Origin of the sequence: Exiguobacterium sp. s183 (genome assembly GCF_018617655.1) — a bacterium.
Lineage (GTDB): Bacteria > Bacillota > Bacilli > Exiguobacteriales > Exiguobacteriaceae > Exiguobacterium > Exiguobacterium aestuarii_A.
In genome coordinates this window covers 114,343-134,437 of record NZ_JACSKN010000006.1, presented here as the reverse complement: position 1 = coordinate 134,437, position 20,095 = coordinate 114,343, and the positions used below count along the sequence as shown (strand labels likewise).

General features: G+C 52.5%; 23 protein-coding genes. 21 read left to right on the top strand and 2 right to left on the bottom strand.

Annotation, left to right across the window (positions count from 1 at the left end; genetic code table 11):
- Positions 1-151: 151 nt before the first annotated feature.
- The 13 genes from treP (at position 152) to KNP62_RS13540 (ending at position 11,305) form a co-directional block, all read left to right on the top strand.
- Entirely contained in the window at positions 152-1,600 is a 1,449-nt protein-coding gene (treP, locus tag KNP62_RS13600) for a PTS system trehalose-specific EIIBC component (protein WP_214693690.1), read from the top strand.
- A gap of 83 nt (positions 1,601-1,683) precedes the next feature.
- Entirely contained in the window at positions 1,684-3,318 is a 1,635-nt protein-coding gene (treC, locus tag KNP62_RS13595; protein WP_214785925.1) for an alpha,alpha-phosphotrehalase, read from the top strand.
- Between the two features lie 125 nt (positions 3,319-3,443).
- Positions 3,444-4,601: a DEAD/DEAH box helicase family protein gene (locus KNP62_RS13590; protein WP_214785923.1), complete on the top strand. Its 1,158-nt coding sequence runs from the start codon at positions 3,444-3,446 to the stop codon at positions 4,599-4,601.
- Positions 4,598-5,266 (top strand): ComFC family protein, encoded by a 669-nt coding sequence (locus tag KNP62_RS13585; RefSeq protein ID WP_214785921.1) that lies wholly within the window; start codon positions 4,598-4,600, stop codon positions 5,264-5,266. The genes KNP62_RS13590 and KNP62_RS13585 overlap by 4 nt, the downstream gene beginning before the upstream one ends.
- An 18-nt stretch (positions 5,267-5,284) precedes the next feature.
- On the top strand, positions 5,285-5,671 hold the full coding sequence (locus tag KNP62_RS13580; protein ID WP_074033761.1) for a flagellar protein: 387 nt from the start codon (positions 5,285-5,287) through the stop codon (positions 5,669-5,671).
- A gap of 23 nt (positions 5,672-5,694) precedes the next feature.
- Entirely contained in the window at positions 5,695-5,946 is a 252-nt protein-coding gene (locus KNP62_RS13575; RefSeq protein ID WP_074033759.1) for a flagellar biosynthesis anti-sigma factor FlgM, read from the top strand.
- A 114-nt stretch (positions 5,947-6,060) separates the two neighbouring features.
- Positions 6,061-6,417, top strand: a complete 357-nt coding sequence (gene flgN / locus KNP62_RS13570; RefSeq protein ID WP_214785919.1) for a flagellar export chaperone FlgN — start codon at positions 6,061-6,063, stop codon at positions 6,415-6,417.
- A gap of 14 nt (positions 6,418-6,431) precedes the next feature.
- A complete protein-coding gene (flgK, locus tag KNP62_RS13565; RefSeq protein ID WP_214785917.1) occupies positions 6,432-7,952 on the top strand; it encodes a flagellar hook-associated protein FlgK in 1,521 nt (506 codons plus the stop codon).
- A gap of 6 nt (positions 7,953-7,958) precedes the next feature.
- A complete protein-coding gene (gene flgL, locus KNP62_RS13560; RefSeq protein WP_214785915.1) occupies positions 7,959-8,894 on the top strand; it encodes a flagellar hook-associated protein FlgL in 936 nt (311 codons plus the stop codon).
- Between the two features lie 27 nt (positions 8,895-8,921).
- A complete protein-coding gene (locus KNP62_RS13555) occupies positions 8,922-9,476 on the top strand; it encodes a DUF6470 family protein (RefSeq protein ID WP_251125723.1) in 555 nt (184 codons plus the stop codon).
- A gap of 15 nt (positions 9,477-9,491) precedes the next feature.
- Complete coding sequence (gene fliW, locus KNP62_RS13550; RefSeq protein ID WP_214785911.1) at positions 9,492-9,929, top strand: flagellar assembly protein FliW; 438 nt, start codon at positions 9,492-9,494, stop codon at positions 9,927-9,929.
- Entirely contained in the window at positions 9,929-10,156 is a 228-nt protein-coding gene (csrA, locus tag KNP62_RS13545; RefSeq protein ID WP_214785909.1) for a carbon storage regulator CsrA, read from the top strand. Before fliW ends, csrA begins: the two co-directional genes overlap by 1 nt.
- A gap of 93 nt (positions 10,157-10,249) precedes the next feature.
- Entirely contained in the window at positions 10,250-11,305 is a 1,056-nt protein-coding gene (locus KNP62_RS13540) for a GGDEF domain-containing protein (protein ID WP_214785907.1), read from the top strand.
- A 56-nt stretch (positions 11,306-11,361) separates the two neighbouring features.
- Here the strand turns inward: KNP62_RS13540 and KNP62_RS13535 are convergent, their stop codons facing one another.
- Positions 11,362-12,276, bottom strand: a complete 915-nt coding sequence (locus tag KNP62_RS13535; RefSeq protein ID WP_214785904.1) for a YitT family protein — start codon at positions 12,274-12,276, stop codon at positions 11,362-11,364.
- A gap of 179 nt (positions 12,277-12,455) precedes the next feature.
- Here KNP62_RS13535 and KNP62_RS13530 point away from each other — a divergent pair, with 179 nt between their 5' ends.
- From KNP62_RS13530 to KNP62_RS13520, 3 genes are all read left to right on the top strand, one after another.
- Positions 12,456-13,316 (top strand): YitT family protein, encoded by an 861-nt coding sequence (locus KNP62_RS13530; RefSeq protein ID WP_214785902.1) that lies wholly within the window; start codon positions 12,456-12,458, stop codon positions 13,314-13,316.
- A 133-nt stretch (positions 13,317-13,449) separates the two neighbouring features.
- A complete protein-coding gene (locus tag KNP62_RS13525) occupies positions 13,450-13,737 on the top strand; it encodes a putative quinol monooxygenase (RefSeq protein WP_074033738.1) in 288 nt (95 codons plus the stop codon).
- Positions 13,738-13,838: 101 nt separating this feature from the next.
- Positions 13,839-14,774, top strand: a complete 936-nt coding sequence (locus KNP62_RS13520; RefSeq protein WP_214785900.1) for a DMT family transporter — start codon at positions 13,839-13,841, stop codon at positions 14,772-14,774.
- Positions 14,775-14,805: 31 nt separating this feature from the next.
- On the opposite strand, the gene KNP62_RS13515 is transcribed toward KNP62_RS13520, so the two are convergent.
- On the bottom strand, positions 14,806-15,306 hold the full coding sequence (locus tag KNP62_RS13515; RefSeq protein ID WP_074033734.1) for a hypothetical protein: 501 nt from the start codon (positions 15,304-15,306) through the stop codon (positions 14,806-14,808).
- Between the two features lie 156 nt (positions 15,307-15,462).
- Here KNP62_RS13515 and KNP62_RS13510 point away from each other — a divergent pair, with 156 nt between their 5' ends.
- The 5 genes from KNP62_RS13510 (at position 15,463) to KNP62_RS13490 (ending at position 20,064) form a co-directional block, all read left to right on the top strand.
- Positions 15,463-15,948 carry a hypothetical protein gene (locus KNP62_RS13510; RefSeq protein ID WP_214785898.1) on the top strand — a complete coding sequence of 162 codons (486 nt, stop codon included), beginning with the start codon at positions 15,463-15,465 and terminating at the stop codon, positions 15,946-15,948.
- 66 nt (positions 15,949-16,014) lie between these two features.
- A complete protein-coding gene (locus KNP62_RS13505) occupies positions 16,015-16,842 on the top strand; it encodes a GNAT family N-acetyltransferase (protein WP_214785896.1) in 828 nt (275 codons plus the stop codon).
- Between the two features lie 10 nt (positions 16,843-16,852).
- A complete protein-coding gene (locus KNP62_RS13500) occupies positions 16,853-17,176 on the top strand; it encodes a hypothetical protein (protein WP_214745921.1) in 324 nt (107 codons plus the stop codon).
- A gap of 123 nt (positions 17,177-17,299) precedes the next feature.
- Positions 17,300-18,592, top strand: coding sequence for a methyl-accepting chemotaxis protein (locus KNP62_RS13495; RefSeq protein ID WP_214785894.1), 1,293 nt, complete (start codon positions 17,300-17,302; stop codon positions 18,590-18,592).
- Between the two features lie 239 nt (positions 18,593-18,831).
- Positions 18,832-20,064 carry a flagellin N-terminal helical domain-containing protein gene (locus tag KNP62_RS13490; protein ID WP_214785893.1) on the top strand — a complete coding sequence of 411 codons (1,233 nt, stop codon included), beginning with the start codon at positions 18,832-18,834 and terminating at the stop codon, positions 20,062-20,064.
- Positions 20,065-20,095 lie beyond the last annotated feature (31 nt).

The following is a 20,095-nucleotide window of genomic DNA, read 5'->3' as shown; positions in this document are numbered from 1 at the left end:
GAATTTTTTACAATGAATCTAGTCACAGTACCTTCACTTAAACTTGTATATATAAGTTGTTGACTTAACTTATATAGATAAGTTATACTTTGTTTGTACTCATAAGTAACCGTTTTCATTTGAAGTTTTCAAACAAAGGAGGACAATAAACATGAAGGCAGATTATCGTCAAATTGCCGCAGACATCCTTGAAGCGATCGGCGGCAAAGACAACGTGGACAAAGCCGCACACTGTGTGACACGTCTCCGTCTCTCCCTCAAAGACCAGTCAAAAGTCGATGAGGCGCGTGTGAAAGAAGTCGATCTCGTCAAAGGGGCGTTCGAGAACTCGGGCGTGTATCAAATCGTCATCGGAGCCGGTGATGTCGACCGTGTCTATGCCGAGTTCATTAAACTCGCAGGACTCGAAGCGGCAACGGTCGCCGAGGTCAAATCCGCAGGCGGCAAAAAAATGAATCCGCTTCAAAAACTCGTCAAAGTCTTCTCTGACGTCTTTATGCCAATCATTCCAGCCATCATCGTGGCCGGTCTCCTCATGGGGATCAACAACTTACTTGCTTCTGAAGGTCTCTTCATCGACGGGCAAACGCTTATCGAGGCTTATCCGAACTTACAAGGACTTTGGGACCTCATCAACATGATGGCGAACACGTCATTCGTCTTCTTACCGGCACTTGTCGGATGGTCGGCGACGAAACGTTTCGGCGGAAGCGAAGTGCTCGGGATTGTCATGGGTCTCTTGCTTGTCCACCCGGACCTCTTAAACGCTTGGGGCTACGGGACAGCGGCACTTGAAGGAGAAGTACCGACGTTCGATATCCTCGGATTGTTCGAGATTGAGAAAGTCGGATATCAAGGTCAAATCTTGCCGGTTCTCGCTGCGGCTTATATTTTGAGCCAAATTGAGATGTTCTTGAAAAAACGTGTACCGAACGCAATTCAACTCTTGGTCGTTCCGATCACGACAATAGTCGTCACTGGATTCCTCGCACTCGCAATCGTTGGACCAATCACACGTGGAATTGGTAATGTGATTGCGACAGGACTCGTCAACACGTTTGAAGCCGTACCGGTCGTTGGGGCACTCCTCTTCGGATTGTTCTACGCACCACTCGTCGTCACAGGGATGCACCACTTGTTCATCGCCATCGACCTTCAGTTGATCGCAGATACAGGCGGTACGTTCATCTGGCCGATGATCGCACTCTCAAATATCGCGCAAGGTTCTGCTGCACTCGCGATGTTCTTCGTCTACAAGCACAACGCGAAACAAAAGAGCATGGCATCGACTTCAGCAATCTCGGCTTACTTCGGGATCACGGAGCCGGCGATGTTCGGGGTCAACTTGCCGAATAAATTCCCGTTCTATTCTGCGATGATCGGGTCAGCGATCGCAGCCATCTTCATCACATTGAATGATGTTCAAGCAATCGCAATCGGTGTCGGAGGACTCCCTGGATTCCTCTCAATCTTCACAGACAAAATCCTTCTCTTCATCGTCGGGATGATCATCGCGATCATCGTACCGTTCGCGCTCACATTCATCTTGTCGAAGCGTTACATGAAGAAAGGTGAAATCGAAGAAAATAAAGTCGCATAAGCATTGACTCGGGAGGGAGGGACGGCAGTTCTTCCCTCTTTCCTATTGAAATGAAAACTCTTACAAAAAAGGAGATGTCGTTGATGACACAGAAAAATTGGCGCAAATCAGTCGTCTATCAAATTTACCCGAAAAGCTTTTACAGTCCGGAAGGAAACGCGACCGGATCGATCAAAGGGGTGACGGCGAAGCTAGATTACTTGGCAGAACTCGGCATCGAATACATTTGGATGACGCCTGTCTATCAGTCACCTCAACACGACAACGGCTATGACGTGAGTGATTACTATGCCATCGATCCGTCTTACGGCACGATGGAAGACCTCGACGAATTGATCCGTGAGGCAGAGGCGCGGGGCATTGGCCTCATGATGGACATCGTCGTCAACCACTCGTCGACAGACCATGAATGGTTCCAGAAATCATTGGCGGGAGACGAGCGGTACCGTGACTACTACATCTGGCGCGACGAGCCGACGAACTGGGAATCGAAGTTCGGTGGGAACGCGTGGGAATATGACGAGAAGAGCGGGCAATACTATCTCCACTTGTTCGACGTGACTCAGGCCGACCTGAACTGGGAGAACGAACAGATGCGTGAAGACGTCTATGAGATGATGCGCTTCTGGCGCGAGAAAGGAATCAAAGGGTTCCGTCTCGACGTCATCAACTTGATCTCAAAAGAACAAGATTTCCCGGAAGACGAGTCGGACGGTCGGAAGTTCTACACGGACGGGCCACACATCCATGAATATTTGAAAGAGATGAACCGAGAAGTATTTGACGGGCATGACGTCATCACGGTCGGGGAGATGTCGTCGACGACGCTCGACCATTGCGTGCGCTATTCGAACCCGGACGAGAACGAGCTCAGCATGACGTTCAGCTTCCACCACTTGAAAGTCGACTACCCGAACGGCGAGAAGTTCGTCGCCTCCCCGTTCGACTTCATCCAGTTGAAAGACATCATGTCGACGTGGCAACAAGGGATGCACGGGAAGGGATGGAACGCCATCTTCTGGTGCAACCATGACCAACCGCGCGTCGTCAGCCGTTTCGGGAACGACACGAACCATCGCGTCGAGAGTGCGAAGATGCTTGCGACCGTGCTCCACGGACTCCAAGGAACACCGTACATTTATCAAGGAGAAGAGATCGGGATGACGAATCCTGGCTTCGATGATTTGAACGAGTATCGTGACATCGAGACGCTCAACAACTATAGGTTGAAACGCGAAGAGGGTGTGTCGCATGAAGACATGATGGCAGCCATCAAACAAAAGTCACGCGACAACTCGCGGACGCCGATGCAGTGGGATGCGACGACACATGCCGGCTTCACGAACGGCACACCGTGGATCAACGTGGCACCGAACTACCAGGACGTGAACGTCGAAGCGGCGCTCGATGACCCGAACTCGGTGTTCTACCACTACAAGAACTTGATTTCATTACGAAAAGAACTTGACGTCTTGACGGACGGGGACTATACGCTCCTCACGCCTGATTCGTTAGACGTTTGGGCATATACACGGAAGACGGACCGCGAGGAGCTCCTCGTCGTCGCCAACTTCTATGGAACGGAAACGACGTATACCATTCCGGAAGGTTTCGAGCGGGTGAGCGTCGTCAGTCACAACTACGACGTGCCTGAGCTCGACGGGACGACGTTGTCCCTTCGTCCGTACGAGGCGATCATGTTCTACAAACAGAAATAAGCAGGTAGGACCCGACCTTTTCGTCGGGTCCTATTTGTGTTTAGTCAATCGGTTGTCTTCCATAAGCCGAGTCGTACTCAGACGTCCACTCTGTTAGCGTGAAAGGAAAAAAGGAGCAAAGGAATATGGGGGAACTCATCGTCGCATCAAACGGGTCGCGCGCCATCCGTTTTGGCATCTGCCAACGCTGTCTCAGCACGGACGTCCGGACGTTCACCTGTCATCACGGGTCGTGTGCCTACTGCCGGAACTGTCTTTATCTTGGACGTATCTGCCGATGTGATTTTCTACAAGAACGGGACATCACGACACCACTCGAAACGACCGAATTGACGATGCCGTTCGAGCTCGCACCAGCCCAAATGCGGGTCGCAAGTCAGTTACTCACGTGGTGGGACGAACGGAAGACCGGTCTCGTCCATGCGGTGTGTGGAGCCGGGAAGACCGAGATGACGTTCCCTGTGATCGAGCGGGTCGTCAATGAAGGGAAGCGGGTATTGATCGTCTCCCCGAGGAAAGATGTCGCCATCGAATGGGTGGAACGGCTCGAACAAGCATTCACCGTGCCCGTCACGAGACGTTACGGGGGTGGGGAGAAAGGTTCCATCGGGATGATCACGGTGGCGACCGCACCGTTGTTGTTGAATCTACGAGACGTATTTGATTATGTGCTCATCGATGAGTCCGATGCCTTCCCGTTCGCTTTTGACATGACGTTATGGCGCACCATCTATCGGGTCGGAAAAGGGGTGTTTGTCTTCATCACGGCGACCCCGACCGCTTGGCAACAGATGGTTTCGACGGTGCATCTGTCCCGTCGCTATCACGGGTTCGATTTGCCGGTGCCGACACTCGTCAAACAGTCGGACGAACGGGTTTTTGACTTCTGTCGACGTCACGCCGCAAAACCGCGTCTCCTGTTCGTGCCGACAAAGCCTCACCTCGAGCAATATCGTAAGACGCTAGAAGACGCAGGGTTTACATGTCGGACGGTATCGGCCGAGACCGAGGAGCGGACCGACGCGCTGCACTGGCTCCAAGAAACGAAGGGAATCGTCCTCGCGACATCGATCTGGGAGCGGGGGATGACGATCCGGGACGTGCAGGTCGGGGTGCTAGAGAGCGAACATCGACTCTTCACGACACGGGGGCTCATCCAAATGGCAGGGCGAGCCGGACGAAAGTCGGATGCGCCGACAGGGGAGGTCTGTTTCTTTTATCAAGAACGGACGTTTCGGCAAGATCTCGCCATCCGGGCGATCGTGAAGGCGAACAGTCGATGAAATGCCTTCTCTGTCACCAACCGATGACCGTCCCTTGGACACCGGCCACGTTATGGCGACGCGACTGGGTGTGCCCGTCATGTGAGGACCGACTGACGCCACTCGGGAAAGGCTGTCCGCGCTGCGGTCAACCGAACGAGACGGGGGAGACGTGCTCAGATTGCATCCGCTGGCTCGCGCTCGGCTCTGATTTGACCGTCCGTTGCCTGTACGCCTATGACGAGGCGGGAATCGAGTGGCTACATCGCTTCAAATTCAGTGGCGACGTCGTCATCGCCGCATCGGTCGCACTAAAACTTCGGGCACTGCGAGAACCTGGTGCGACATATGTTCCCGTCCCGCTCAGTGACGAACGACTCCAATTGCGTCGCTTCAACCAAGCGGATGTGCTCGCACGAAAGATTGGTCCGACCCGGCAACTGATCGAGAAAACCGAGGTTTCGAGTCAACGCGAACTCGGGAAAGAAGAAAGACGACACCGAACGAATCCTTTCACTGTACCAACTTCAGTGAAATGTGGGAAAATCATTCTTGTAGACGACGTTTATACGACAGGGACGACGCTCCATCAGGCGGCATTTTCGTTGAAACAGGCAGGTGCGACAGAAGTTTCTGCGATTTGCTTATTTCGGGCGCTAAACAAATCAAAAACCCGTCCGATATAAAAGGCAGAGGTGAAACCAATGGATGCAGCATCTTGCCAAATGTGCGGACGCTTGTTTATGAAACAAGGTCGCTCGCCTTATTGCCCATCATGTAGTGAAGTCGACTTCCAAAACTTCTTGAAAGTCCGTGACTTCATTCGTGAACCAGAAAACAAATCAACGAACATCGGCGCCCTCGTCGAAGCGACGGGTGTGTCGGAACTTGATATCACGCGATATATCCATGAAGGACGCCTGATCATCAAGGACAACCCGGAACTCCTCGTCGGCTGCGTACGTTGTGGTCAACCGACGAACGAAGGGAAAGTCTGTTCGAACTGCCAGAGAGATATGCAGAAGGAACTGTCTAGTCTACAAGAGAGCTTGACGAAGTCGTCAAGTGCTCGCGCTTATCGTTTGGATTAACATCATGAAGAGGGGGAAGACGCATGCGCATCGATTCAGCCAAGTGGGTACATTTACCGAACACTTATGAAAAGAAAACGCAAGTCGAGCCGAAGCCCGCGCCATCACGCCAAACGGACCAATTGTCAATCTCGGCGGAAGCCCGCGCCCGGTTTGAAGAACCGGTGAAACATCCGGACCGTCTCGCAAAAATCGACGCTTTGAAAGCAGAGATTGATGCGGGCACGTATTCACGGGACGCGCGTGAAATCGCCAAACGCTTTCTACAAGGATGAATGGAAGCGAGGTCCGTTTGAGGCCTTCGCACTGAATAACACGGCACGGAAGCTGACTAAATAAGGGGTACCCCTTTCTTTAGTCGGCTCTTTTTTTGGAAAAAGGAGAGACTCATGCTCACATTACATAAACGTTTACTCGAATTGGCCTATACGAAAGAACAGCTACTCGTCCAAAATGACATGGCCGCTTTTAGCGCGCTCCTCAAAGAAGAGGCGAAACTCGTCCGACAAATCTCACAAAAAGAAGCGGAACGACTTCAAGGGACGTATGAATTGGACGATGAAGAGATAGAGGAACTGAGACCGGTCTTGTTCGAGTTGAAGCGTCAGAACGAATTGAACGCATCGCTTCTCGAACAGTCCCTTCGTTATATTACCTGGCACTTGGATATGCTCTTGCCAGAAGCAGATGATTTCACATACGGACAACAGGCGTTAGAAACACGCTCGTTCAGCCGTGACGTTTAAGGAGGAAGTACAGAATGGGCTCAACATTTATGGGACTAGAGACGGCGCGCCGCAGCCTGACGACACACCAATGGGCGTTACAGGCGACGGGGAACAACGTGGCGAACGCCTCAAACCCTGGCTATTCACGCCAACGCCTCACCCTCGGAATGACGGAACAACTCTCGGTCAACTTCGGCGGGACGAAAGCCGGACAATTCGGGACCGGGGTACGCGGGGAGACGCTCGCCCGGATTCGCGATCTCATGATCGACCAACAGTATCGCGACGAGTCGGTGAAGAACGCGTTCTATGCGACGAAAGAGGCGGCGTTCGGGCGGATGGAGGACATCATCAACGAACCGTCTGAGAACGGTCTTGCCAAGTCGCTCGACTTGTTCTGGGCGTCACTTCAGGACTTGTCGGTCAACCCGGACGATACGGGCGCACGAAGCGTCGTTCGCCAGCGGGCGATGACGCTCGCCGAGACGTTCAACTACATGTCTTCGTCGCTGACGAAAGTACAAGACGACTTGAAAGCGGAAGCGGGCGTCGTATCGAAAAAGATTAACGACCTGTTGACGAAGATCAATAACGTGAACCGTCAAATCGGGGACGCGGAACCACTTGGCGTCTTGCCGAACGAACTATATGACGAGCGTGACCGTTACATGGACGAGCTCTCGCAATATATCGAGTTCGAGCGTGTACCCGTCGATTACTTAAACGGGGAGACACGTGGGAACTCGCAACGTGTCGCAGAAGGACGGATCGACATCCAGATCACCGTGCCAGGAAATCCGAATCCGATCAAATTGGTCGATGGCATCACGGGTGGCGTCGGGGAAATGACCGAGTCGGCGTATCGCGCGGCAGATGCTGCGACAGCTGAGACGATGACGCTCCAAGACATGCCGAACGGCAAATTACGAGCACTCGTTGAGATGTACGGAAGCCAATCGGGTCCTGAAGCGGCGGATGGGGCGTATACGAAGATGCTCAAAGACTTAGACGAGATGGCGAGCGTGTTCGCGACGGCGTTCAACGACGCACACATGACGAACAAAGATGCATCAGGGACGGACGGACGAAACGATTTCTTCGTGAACGCAGGGACGAACACGAACACCGACATCAAAGCGTCGAACATCGAAGTGAACGAGACGTTCATGAGTAACCTTGACTTGATCGCTGCCTCAAAAGACGGCAATATCGGGGATGGGAGCGGGGCACTCGAACTCGCACGCTTAAAAGAGATGGCCTTAAGTTTTGCCGGGTCGGCCACGACGACGACATCGATTGGGAAATACTATCAAAACGTCATCGGGAACATGGCGGTCGAGGCGAGCCAGAACGCGAACCTCGCGAAGAGCACGTTCGCCCTCTTGAGTAGCTCGGACCAGCGCCGCCAGTCGGTAAGCGCGGTGTCGCTCGATGAAGAGATGACGATGATGATCCAATATCAACATGCATACAATGCGGCGGCACGGAACATCACGGCCGTCGACGAGATGCTCGACAAAATCATTAACGGCATGGGTGTCGTTGGGAGGTAATGACTGATGCGTGTCACACAGACGATGCTCACACAGACGAACTTGAAACACTTATCGAGTAGCTATAACACGCTCGCCCGCGTCCAGGAACAACTGATCAGCGGGAAGCGGATCCAAAAGGCATCGGAGGACCCGGTCGTCGCGATGCAAGGGATCCGGTACCGGACCGAGGTACGGGAAGTCGACCAATTCCGCCGTAATGTCAGCGAGGCGACGAGCTGGATGGACATGACAGACTCGACCTTGAACGAGGTCACGGAAGCCGTCAAACGGATTCGTGAATTGACGACGCAAGCCGCGAACGACACGTACGAGTCGTCACAGCGCGCAATCATCAAGAGTGAGGTCGACCAGTTGATCGAACATATCGGCTCACTCGCCAACTCGAAGGCGGGCGAGAAGTATATTTATAACGGGACGAAAACGGATCAACCGCTCATTGACATGCAGGCGCTGAAAGACTATTTGAATGAAGCGCCAGGGGCGACGCTCGAGTCGATTTATGGAACGGACGGTTCTCCGACGGCGAGCGGGAAAATTGAGTTCGAAGTCTCAAAAGGCATCACGATGCAAGTGAACATGCAGCCGGAGACCGTCTTCGGACGAGAGCTTTTTGAAGGATTGAAACAGCTGAGCGGTCTGCTCGCCGATGAAAATACGGGTGGTGCTGACTTATCAGCCCAGCTTGAGACACTTGATACGATTGGACAGAACTTGATCACGGAGCGGTCTGAGCTCGGTGCCCGTGCGAACCGTTTGGAGCTCGTCGACAATCGTCTACAAGACCACGAGATCATCGCGAAGACAATCATGTCTGACAACGAAGACATCGACGTCGAGAAAGTCATCATGGAGTTGAAGTCGCATGAGACGGTACACCGCGCCGCACTTTCTGCCGGGGCTCGGATCATCCAACCGACGCTCCTTGACTTCCTCCGGTAATCGGTCATGAATCTCGCGAGACTTGAAATGCGGCAAACGTTTGCTGCCATCCAGATGACCTCGAACCGACCGGTGCTCGAGATGCGTCAAGGTCGGGCGGACATGTCGATGCAGCAAGGGAAAGCCGAGATGACGCAACAGACGACTCAAGGGAAACTTGAGATCGACTCGTCGGTGGCACGGAGTGAGAGCAACCTGAAAGGGGCACTCGAACTCGGTAAGTCGTTCGGACAGATGGGCGAACAAGGGGCCCGCGAGGCGATGATGAACATCGCCCGTGAAGGGGACCGCATGATGCGCATCGAGAACGGCAACCCGATTGCCTCGATGGCGGCAGAGAAAGTGAACGACCCGTATCCGATCGTCGAGATGGGCTATATGCCGAAATCGATTGACCGTGTCAAGTTGACGTATACACCGGCGGATGTGAAAATCGAATGGAATATCACACCGCCACAGATTGATGTATCGCTCACACCGGCAGACATCTCGTTCACGCCATGGACGACGGACATTTCCCTCCGTCAACAGGCGTCGCTCGAGATGTGGCCGGTCGGTGGGATGTATGATGAAACGCGTTGAAAGTGAGGACAATCCATGTTCATTGAAACAGACTACTTTGGCAAGATTGAAATAAATGAAGCGGAGACGATCTCGTTCGTCAGTGAGATTCCAGGATTCCCGGACTCGAAGACGTTCGTCTTGATTCCGTACGGGGAAGAGCTGCCATTTTGGTCGCTCCAGTCGATCGAAGAGAAGGCGTGCGCGTTCGTCGTGACGAATCCGTTCTGGCACAAGTCGGACTATTCGTTCGAACTGTCGGACGGGGCGAAGGACCAGCTCGGGATTGAAGAAGCGGAACACGTCTCTGTCTACTCGATCGTCACGCTCCGTGAGCCGTTTGATGCATCGACGCTCAACTTGAAGGCACCGATCGTCATCGAGACGAAAGAACGTCGCGGGAAGCAGGTCATTTTAGACGATGCCTACCCGGCCCGTTATCCGCTCGGCGGCACGAAGGCGGAGGTGCGCTAATGCTCGTATTGAAACGAAAACAAGGCGAGGCGATCCATATCGGGGATGACGTGACGCTCACGGTGCTCGCCATCGAGGGTGACCAGGTAAAACTCGGCATCGATGCCCCGCGCCATATCGATATCCATCGACATGAAGTATACATTCAGATGCAAGAAGAGAATGAGTCGGCACGGAACAGTGCCAACTTGATGAAACAGATGATTAAGAAGCAGTCGGAAGCGTGAGCTTTCGACTTTTTTTGTAAATATAGAATGTAAGGGTGACATTTTTCACCTAGTTGGGATAGGATGGAAACGGAAAGGGAAGGAGGCGAATCGATGGGAACGGTCATCAACCAGTTTTTTATTAATATCAGTATCATCTTTTTACTCATGTCGCTCACGTTCTATGTGATGCGGACGGTCTTGCCGATTCAACCGTCCTCCCCGCTGTTCGTCCGTTTTTGGTTCGGGGTATCGAACGGATTGACGGCGATTTTGCTGACCTTAAACGCCATCGAGCTTGGCGATGCGAGGATTGATCTCCGTCTCATCCCGATTGCCTTGTCGGCAACGTACGCCGGACCGTTCGGTGCAGTCGTCACGCTCGCGCTCATCTTTATCGGACGCATGACGCTGCATGGGATGAGTGCCCCGTTCGTCGATTCGATTCTCATGTTCGTCGTTTTTTACATCTTTTCGCTTCTCCTCTCGCGTGTCCCGATGCATCGCTCACGAGGATATGCCGTCTATGTCGGATTCGGTGCGCTCCTCGTCTTGATTCGCGTGACCGGCAGTGTGGATACGATGGTGTTCGTGAACGTCTTCATCCCGTACTTCCTTATGCTGTCGCTCGGGGCGTGGCTCTGTTATTGGGGGGCGAAAAAGCTCGAGACGCATCTATGGATGTTCCTCCTGCATACGCATCGGGCGACCGTCGATGAATTGACGGGACTCCCGAACCGTTACCGGACGCTCGAACAGATGAACGATTTGGAGATGACCGGGAAGCCATGGACGTTACTCGTCATCGATGTCGATCACTTCAAGCAGTTGAACGATACATATGGTCATCTGGCAGGAGACGCCGCGCTCCGACATATCGGTCAGACGCTCGAGCGGCACTGTCCGCCAGGCGGGTTCGTCGGTCGTTACGGCGGGGAAGAGTTCTTGCTTGTGATTGAAGGGTATGAACAGGCGAAAGAAGTGGCCGAGTCGTTAGTTGAGACGGTGCGCCACACGACGTTCGAATGCCAGGGTGAGGTCATCCCGATGACCGTCTCGATCGGTGCCGCGGTCGCCGGGCACGAACCGAGCATGGTCGTGTTCGAACGAGCGGACGAGGCTTTATATGATGCGAAACGGAATGGACGGGACCAGGTCCGCTTCGCCTAAAAAATCCCCTATAACCGTTGGCAAATGGTGTCCAGCGGTTATAGGGGATTTCACGTTTAGTGAATGTTTTTCTTCTTGAACTGTCCACCCCGGACGTCGTGAATGTTGCCGATGGCGAGAAACGCCTTCTCGTCATAGTCGTCGAGGATGTCCTTTAGTTTCGTCTCCTCGAGTCGGCTGATGACCGTGAAGACGACCTTCTTCCCGTCCCCGGTATAGGCTCCTTCTCCGTGGAGATATGTCACGCCCCGACCGAGCCGGTCCATGATCGCCTGACCGATTTCTTCCGGTGCGTTCGTGATGATCCACGCCGCCTTCGACTGATCGATCCCTTCCAAGACGACATCGATCGTCTTGAACGCGATGAAATACGTGAGGAGCGAGTACATCGCCCGGTCCCAGCTGAAGACGAAACCGGCCGTCCCGAGGATGAAGATGTTGAAAAACATGACGATCTCTCCGACCGAGAACGGTAAGCGGTTCGTGAAGGCGACGGCGAGAATCTCCGTCCCGTCGAGCGACCCACCGGCGCGGATGACGAGACCGATGCCGGCCCCGAGCAAGAAGCCGCCGAAGACAGTCGACAACAAGAGGTCATCTGTGAACGGTTGGATGTCATGCAGGACGATCGTAAACGCCGACATGAGTAGGATTGCCGTCAACGTGACGACGGCGAACGTCTTCCCGATTTGCCGATAGCCGAAATAGATGAACGGCAAGTTGAAGAGGACGAGCCAGATGGCGAGTTTCGTCTCCGTCAAATACGAGACGATGATCGAGACCCCGACGATCCCACCGTCGATGATCTGGTTCGGAACGAGGAACGCCTCCAGGCCGACCGCGAAGACGAGAGAACCGAGCAGTAAGAGGACGGCTTTCGCAAACAGTTCGGACGCTTTGATCGGGTTATGTTCGCGCCTTAAGCGCTGCACTTCCTCCAGTGTCGGAGAAGGCATGGGTGTACGCTGCATACGTGGTGCCCCCTTTCCATTTTCTTAAGTATACCAAAACGAGCCGATACAAAATCCTTTGAGACAGAGAATCTGACATGAATATTCAGAATAGATTGATGATTCCCTGTAAATTATTTCAGTATTATTTTGTGGTAGGCTTAGAAGGTTGTTGAACATGAGAAGGAGGTCAATGAATCATGAAACGAGAGAATAAAGCCTGGTTGATGGGGTTTCAGATCATCATGAACATCATCGGCGGACTCATCGCGGCGTATGGGTTGGAGTCCGTCCTCATCCCAAACAACGTATCGGACGGGGGCGTCACCGGCATCAGTATCGTCGGGTCGCAGCTAACAGGATTACCGCTCGGGATCTTTATCGGGATTCTCAATATCCCGTTCATCTATCTCGGGTATAAACAGATCGGGAAAAGCTTCGCCATCCTTTCCGTCACAGGGATCGCGTCGTTGTCTGTCGGTACGGTGATCATGCACCATGTCCCGACCATCATCGAGGGCGACGCGCTCCTCATCACCGTAGTCGGCGGAATCATCCTCGGGTTCGGGATGGGGATTTCCCTCCGTAACGGGGGTGCGCTTGACGGGATCGATATGCTGGCCGTCCTCTTGTCCCGTAAACTGCCGTTCGGGACGAGTGACTTGATTCTATTTTTGAATACGTTCGTCTTCATCGTCGTCTCGACGGTGTTCGGGCTTCAAGGAGCCGTCTTGTCGGCGATCGCCTATTTCATCGCCTCAAAAGTGATTCATATCGTCGAAGAGGGATTGAGCGGAGCGAAGACGTTCAAGATCATCACGAGTGAACCGCATGAAATGGTCGAGACGATTCGGGATCGTCTCGGACGGAGCGCCACCTTGAATCAGATCCAAGGTGCGTATTCAAAAGAGAGCTATTATGAAATCACATGTGTCATCAACCGGCTCGAAGAACGAAAGATCAAGGACATCATCGACCAAGTCGACCCGAAAGCGTTCGTCGTCGTGTATGAGGTGACAGAGGTCAAAGGCGGGAATTTCCAAAAACGCGATATTCACTGACGGACGGCCACGTGCCGTCCGTTTTTTTTTATACATGTGGCGTGAAAACATTCCATACGCATGAAGCGATAAGGCAGGAAATCGGACGCAAAAAGTGGAATGAGACGAGGCAAGGGAAAGGGGAGGATGGAGCATGTATGCACTGATCGGAAAGCTCGTCACGAAAGCGGGACAACGGGACCGACTCGTGGCGATTTTATCGGAAGCGGCACGGGAGATGGAGGCGACGTCAGATTGTGAATCGTATAGGGTCCACGTATCGCTCGACGAGGCGGACACGGTGTTCGTCTATGAAGTGTGGCGGAGTGAGGATGCGCATGCGGCGTCATTGTCGCTTGCTGAAGTGAGGGCATACATCGATCAGGCGAAGCCCATCCTCGAGAGGATGGAGCGGATTGCCGCGCTCGAACTGCGGACGTGACGGATTGAATGAAGAGACGGATGACCATGTGTCGTCCGTCTTTTTGCAGGAGAAACAGATGGATACCGAGAACAAGACAGGATTCGGAAAGGAGGGAACGTATGCGCCCACTCATACTCGGGGTCTTCGCGGCCTTGTTTTTTGCGAGCACGTTCGTGTTGAACGAAGTGATGCAAGTCGGGGGAGGTAGCTTCGCCTATAGTGCCTCGCTCCGCTTTTTATGGATGATCCCGCTGTTGATGCTCGTTGTCGCCTTACGTGGTGGACTCAAGCGTGTCATCTCGGCGCTTAAAGACAATCCGCGGGCGTGGATCGTCTGGGGGACGATCGGGTTCGGGCTCTTTTACGTTCCTATCTGTCTCGCGGCTGAAGTCGCACCACCGTGGCTCATCGCGGGCACGTGGCAAGTGACAATCGTTGCCGGGGCACTGTTGTCGCCACTCTTTAAGAAAGCGGACGGCTCACGCGAACAGATCCCGTGGCGAGGCCTTCGGTTCTCGAGCCTGATCTTGATCGGTGTTGTCTTGATGCAAGTCGAGTTCTTCGAGTCGTTCGAGCCTCGCTTCCTATGGCTCGGTGTCGTCCCGGTCGTGATTGCGGCCTTCGCATATCCGCTCGGCAACCGCAAGATGATGCAACATACAGACCTCGACGTATTCGAACGCATCCTCGGCATGTGTCTCGGGTCGCTCCCGGTCTGGTTCTTACTGTTCGGGTACGGGTTGACGACGGGGCGTCCCTCATCGAGCCAGCTCGGGCAGACGTTCCTCGTCGCCTTGTTGTCAGGGATTGTCGCGACCGTCCTATTTTTCAAAGCGACGGACCTCGTCAAACACGACATGGGGAGACTGGCGTCCGTCGAGGCGACGCAGGCGCTCGAGGTGTTGTTCGCCCTCATCGGCGAGCTCCTGTTCCTCCACGCGGTGATGCCGTCCCCGATTGCCTTAACCGGGATCACGCTCGTCATGATTGGAGTCGTCTTCCATAGTCGGAGCCAATTCATCGAGCTCCCGATGGCGATTGAAAAAGAGGCATAAAAAATACCTCGCTCCTTCGAGCGAGGTATTTTCATGAACTTGTTGTCAAACTGCCTTTGACTTTGTCGTAGAAGTCATCCATCATACCAGTACGGCTACCGAGCTGACAGATGAGTTCGAGCGTTTCTTTATAGAACTTTTTGACGAGTCCTTTGTTTTTGATCCCGTCCATCGACGCGAGCGTCTTGTCGAGGTTCTCTAAAATCTCTTTGATCTGAGCGTCCGAATCCGGTTTGACGACCGTCATGTTCTCCGGGATGCTGACGACCTTCTCTTGACCTTGGTGGCGGAACGATGCGCCGAAGCCGAGGTTCTCGATGAAGAGGTGCGGCATGACCTTTTGACCGAAGAAGTGCTTGTGCCAATCTGTCGCTTTCATCGTGTCCATATCTTGTTTGAACGTGGAAGCCGTCGAGACGTATTGTTTAAACAAATCCGTCATGAATTTCTCGATGACCGGGATTTGAAGGGCGAAGACGTTTTTCAAGAGCGCGTCGAGCTGAGCGCGCGTCAAAGTAGTTTCGTTAGACATGTCAGTTCCTCTTTTCTCTAGTACGTTATTACCATCGTATGGGATTGGCGGACGGTCGTCAATGTAAGGGGAAACATTTTTTCAGAATATTTGATGAAAAGTCATCAACTTGTGGGATAATCAAGTGAAGACATCAACAACTAGGGAGTGGTTCTTGTGAACAAATCGATGAAATGGGCGCTCGCGCTCGGTGTGACGGGTGCATTGGTGGCAACGGTCGGTGTCGTCTCGTCCCGGGGACGGACAGAGGATACGACGCAGACGATTCGTGACCGGGAGCTCGGATACGAGATCATCTTGCCGTCAAAAATCGTTGCGGCGATTGAGCGCGGTGACGTCTATATCGAGAAGGCACAGGACGTCATCGACATCGGCGACACGAAGAGCTACAGCACGTTCGATTTGTACTATAACGTCGAGGATGGGGACGACCAACTCTTGTTCCACTTGGACTTGATCGACCGTGAGTTGACGGAAGAGGCGTTCGCGACAGAGGTCGGTTACGGCAACTATCTCGGCACGAACGACAAGACGTTCTTCTGGGTCGAACCGACAGAGGCCGTCCCGGGTGCGGAGGCGCATACGGACGAGATCGCTGAATTGATCGAGACGCTCCCTGAGTTGGAGTTCCGGACGTTATAATCTCGTAAGTTGGCTCGCTACGGCGGGCTTTTTCCTTTGTGCTACAATACAAATGAGGTGATGTACATGAATTGGACAGTAGAAGAAGTCAAACAAGTGGATGATGTGAAAACGTTAGAACAGGCGGTCAACACGAACGACAAGATTGACGTCAAAGTCGGTCACGAGTCGGTCGGACAGAACGACTATGCGGTATACGACGGCGAGACGCTCGTCGGGTATCTCATGCTCTTCCCATATCTACCGAACGAGTATGAGGTGAACGCACTCGTTCATCCGGAATATCGGAAGCAAGGCGTCTTCACGGCGCTGCTCGAGACGGCGAAACAGGATGCGAAACTGAATGGCTGTGAGGCGTTCACGTTCGTCATCGACCGGAACTCAGCGTCTGGGAAGGCGGTGCTCGAACACCTACAGGCAGCGTATCAGTTCTCGGAATACAATCTCGTCTTGAAGAAGGCGGAGCTGTTCTTGAAGCCGGACGAGGTATCGCTCCGTGAGGCGACGGCAGACGACCGCCCGCTCATCATCGCGACACTCAGCGAGGCGTTCGGTGATCCGGTCGATGTGACAGATAACATCTATCAGCAAATCGACACACCGGACCGCGTGACGTATATCGGCGAAGTCGACGGCAAACCGGTCGGCGTCATCCGTGCCCTTCTCGTCGGCGATGATGCGGCAAGCATCCATGCGTTCGGTGTCAAAGCAGGAGAGCAAGGCAAAGGTTACGGCACGAAAATGTTGAAGCAGATGGTGCAACAATTATTCCGAATGGGCCGAACGAAAGTCGAGCTCGATGTCGAGACAGAAAACAAGGCAGCGCTCGAAATCTATAAGCGCGCGGGCTTCGCAGAGAATGGCGGTTACGAGTTTTATATGATCGAATTATGAGGTGACCCACATGGTGAAAAATTTGAAATGGCTCGGTGCGGCGTTTGAAGCATTTCTTGGGATCCCGATTCTCGGTGGTCTTTTCATCATCGGGATGGGGTATTCGCCCCTCGGATTCATGTTCGTCTATCACGTCATCGTGTTGATTCTCTCGTTCAGCCGACTGAACCGATTCTCGTATGGTGCGGCTGTCGGGATCACGGCCTCGGTCCTCGGGTTCATTCCGATCGTCGGGATGATGCTCCACTGGGCGGCAGCGATCACGCTCGCGATCGACGCGGCGACGACTCCGCGACGGGTGACGCGTGTCGAACGTGACGATGAAGCATTTTAACGAAACGTACTCCTTTCTGGGGTGCGTTTTTTCATTGACCAAACGTTCAACTGAAAACGCTGTACATTCATTGGAAATCGGACGATATAGGGAGTGATGAACACAATGAGGAGGAACAACACAGTGAAAGTATTTAAAAACTTTACGACGCAATTGCTCGCGTGGATTTTGGTCACGTCCTTTATCACGGGCGGAGCGGTCGGCTACATCACCCTATTACTTTTGACAGAACTCGAGATGGAACAAGGTCAGGTCATGCTCGTCGGTACGGTCGTGGCGTTACTCATCTCGTCACTCGGCGGTATTGTCATTTACTTGATCGCCCGTCGTCCACTCAAAGCGGTCGAGATGGCTTCTGAAAAAGCCGTCGAAGTCGGGAACGGTGACTTGACGGTCCACTTCGCGGACGAGAAGACGACAGACCGTTCGGAGATGGGGCGTTTGCTCTTGTCGATGGACAACATGGTCGAACACCTTCGGGAACAAGGGACGAACATGCGTTACACGGCGGATCAATTGACGGGTTCGGCGCAAGAGATTGCGGCAGCGGTCCAAGAAGGAAACGTGGCGAGCGAGAACATTCGTGTCGCGATGGATTCCCTCAACAAGATGTTAGAAGACAATGTCAGTGCGACATACAACTCGATGGACTTGCTTGGAGCGGTCGCACGGACGATGGAGAGCATCCGTCAAGAAATGTCATCAGCGCTTGATTCAGCGAGCGAGATGCAACAGGAAGCGGAGAGCGGGAAAGGCCTCGCGTCGTCTTCCGTCAATGCGATGCATGCGATTGCTGGAAAAGTGGAGCAATCCTCGACACTCAACAGCCAGTTGACAGAGATGACAGGCGAGATCTCACGCATTACGGATGTCATCAGTGACATCTCGGCACAGACGAACTTGCTTGCCTTGAACGCGTCGATTGAAGCGGCACGTGCCGGGGAGCATGGTCGTGGATTCGCTGTCGTAGCGGCAGAAGTGAAAAAGCTCGCCGAACAAACGGCGAACTCGACACAAGAAATCACAGATCTCATCGTAGACGTGAAACGTCTCGTCGGCGATACATCGTCTTCGATGGCGAACGTGAAAGCGGAAGTCGAGACAGGCGTCGGCTTGGTTGAAAAAGCAGGTGGTGCGTTCGCATCGATCCACAATTCGGCAAATGAAGTATACAGCCATGTCCATTCGGTCGATTCATTGCTTGACGAGTCACGTGGTCAGATCGATTCGGTCGTGACGAACTCGGCAGGCATCGTCGGCATGGTCGAAGAAGCGTCGCGTTATGCGAATGAAGTGACGTCAGCGGCAAGCCAGCAAGCGGCAAGCCTTGGCGAAGTGAACGGGGCGATGACAGAGCTCGTTCGTGTCGCGGAAAGTTTGCAGAATGAGACGGAACAGATGAAGGTGGAAGTGTAAGAGATAAGAGGAGACGTCCCGGTGATGGGGCGTTTTTTCTGTTCAAAAGTAGAAATCTACAGGTTTTGAATAGAAAGTTGTAAAAAACACTAAACAGATATGGGATGACTCCGATATAGAGTATGGAAACGATAAAACGTTCCAACAAATGCAAGGTGAGGGGCCGGCCTAAACCTTGCATGCTCGGACAAATGGATTTGGAAGAGCGGAAAAACTTAAACCTATGGAGGGAAATTACAATGATTATCAACAATAACATGAATGCAATGAACGCACACCGTAATATGTCGTTCAACACAACGCAAACTGGTAAGGCAATGGAGAAATTGTCTTCAGGTCTTCGTATCAACCGTGCAGGTGATGATGCTGCTGGTCTTGCAATCTCTGAAAAAATGCGTGGACAAATTCGTGGTCTCGATCAGGCTTCGCGTAACGCACAAGACGGAATCTCAATGATTCAAACAGCAGAAGGTGCATTAAATGAAACGCACTCAATCCTTCAACGTATGCGCGAACTTGCGGTTCAGGCAGGTAACGATACAAACACAACTACAGACCGTGGTGAAATTCAAAAAGAGATCAACTCATTGACATCTGAAATTAACCGTGTTGGTAACACGACTGAATTTAACAACCAAAAACTTCTCAATGCTACATCAGGTGATGTAGTAGTAACTCCTGCTGTTCCAGGAGTAACTGCTTCTACTTTCGCAACTCCAACAAACTTAACTGTTGATAATGCTGCAGGTACTACTGGAAATGTCACTGTTCAAGGAACTTACTCTGGAGCAGCAGACGCAACATTATCAGTAGCTCACGATGTAGACGCTGGGACTTGGACATATAGTACTGATGGTGGCACAACGAATAATGCAATCACTGGATCAACAGTGACTGTAGATGGTTTAACAATTGATGTTTCTGGAGTAACGGGAGGAACAGCAACTGAAACAGCATCATTCAGTGTTGCATTGACTGCAGGAGTAACAGCTGCTCCAGCAACTTCAAGCTCTGAACTCAAATTACAGATTGGTGCAAACGAGAACCAAACAATGACAGTATCATTCACTGATATGCGTGCAGCTGCTTTGGGGATTACTGGAACAGGTACTGGGTTCTCAGGTGCAGCAAACGTTACTGATGGTACTAACAATACAAGCGTTGAAAATGCTCTTGATGTTTCAACAGCTGAAAATGCTGGAAATGCTGCAACTGTCATTCAAAATGCGATTGAAAAAGTATCTGCAGAACGTTCTAAATTAGGAGCTTCACAAAATCGTCTTGAGCACACAATCAATAACTTGAGTACTTCTGGAGAAAACCTCCAAGCTGCTGAATCACGTATCCGTGACGTTGACATGGCAAAAGAAATGATGAACTTCACGAAGAACAACATTCTTAACCAAGCTGCACAAGCAATGCTCAGTCAAGCTAATCAGCAGCCGCAAGCGGTTCTTCAACTTCTTCGTTAAGATTTTCTTTCGGATTTCTAATCATTACACA

Coding starts and splice junctions, on each gene's coding strand:
- KNP62_RS13530 (WP_214785902.1), top strand. CDS start 12,456: ATGAAACGAGAGAATAAAGCCTGGTTGATGGGGTTTCAGATCATCATG.
- KNP62_RS13520 (WP_214785900.1), top strand. CDS start 13,839: ATGCGCCCACTCATACTCGGGGTCTTCGCGGCCTTGTTTTTTGCGAGC.
- flgK (WP_214785917.1), top strand. CDS start 6,432: ATGGGCTCAACATTTATGGGACTAGAGACGGCGCGCCGCAGCCTGACG.
- KNP62_RS13580 (WP_074033761.1), top strand. CDS start 5,285: ATGGATGCAGCATCTTGCCAAATGTGCGGACGCTTGTTTATGAAACAA.
- KNP62_RS13490 (WP_214785893.1), top strand. CDS start 18,832: ATGATTATCAACAATAACATGAATGCAATGAACGCACACCGTAATATG.
- KNP62_RS13555 (WP_251125723.1), top strand. CDS start 8,922: ATGCGGCAAACGTTTGCTGCCATCCAGATGACCTCGAACCGACCGGTG.
- flgL (WP_214785915.1), top strand. CDS start 7,959: ATGCGTGTCACACAGACGATGCTCACACAGACGAACTTGAAACACTTA.
- treP (WP_214693690.1), top strand. CDS start 152: ATGAAGGCAGATTATCGTCAAATTGCCGCAGACATCCTTGAAGCGATC.
- KNP62_RS13590 (WP_214785923.1), top strand. CDS start 3,444: ATGGGGGAACTCATCGTCGCATCAAACGGGTCGCGCGCCATCCGTTTT.
- csrA (WP_214785909.1), top strand. CDS start 9,929: ATGCTCGTATTGAAACGAAAACAAGGCGAGGCGATCCATATCGGGGAT.
- KNP62_RS13500 (WP_214745921.1), top strand. CDS start 16,853: ATGGTGAAAAATTTGAAATGGCTCGGTGCGGCGTTTGAAGCATTTCTT.
- flgN (WP_214785919.1), top strand. CDS start 6,061: ATGCTCACATTACATAAACGTTTACTCGAATTGGCCTATACGAAAGAA.
- KNP62_RS13505 (WP_214785896.1), top strand. CDS start 16,015: ATGAATTGGACAGTAGAAGAAGTCAAACAAGTGGATGATGTGAAAACG.
- fliW (WP_214785911.1), top strand. CDS start 9,492: ATGTTCATTGAAACAGACTACTTTGGCAAGATTGAAATAAATGAAGCG.
- KNP62_RS13585 (WP_214785921.1), top strand. CDS start 4,598: ATGAAATGCCTTCTCTGTCACCAACCGATGACCGTCCCTTGGACACCG.
- KNP62_RS13525 (WP_074033738.1), top strand. CDS start 13,450: ATGTATGCACTGATCGGAAAGCTCGTCACGAAAGCGGGACAACGGGAC.
- KNP62_RS13540 (WP_214785907.1), top strand. CDS start 10,250: ATGGGAACGGTCATCAACCAGTTTTTTATTAATATCAGTATCATCTTT.
- KNP62_RS13515 (WP_074033734.1), bottom strand. CDS start 15,306: ATGTCTAACGAAACTACTTTGACGCGCGCTCAGCTCGACGCGCTCTTG.
- KNP62_RS13535 (WP_214785904.1), bottom strand. CDS start 12,276: ATGCAGCGTACACCCATGCCTTCTCCGACACTGGAGGAAGTGCAGCGC.
- KNP62_RS13575 (WP_074033759.1), top strand. CDS start 5,695: ATGCGCATCGATTCAGCCAAGTGGGTACATTTACCGAACACTTATGAA.
- treC (WP_214785925.1), top strand. CDS start 1,684: ATGACACAGAAAAATTGGCGCAAATCAGTCGTCTATCAAATTTACCCG.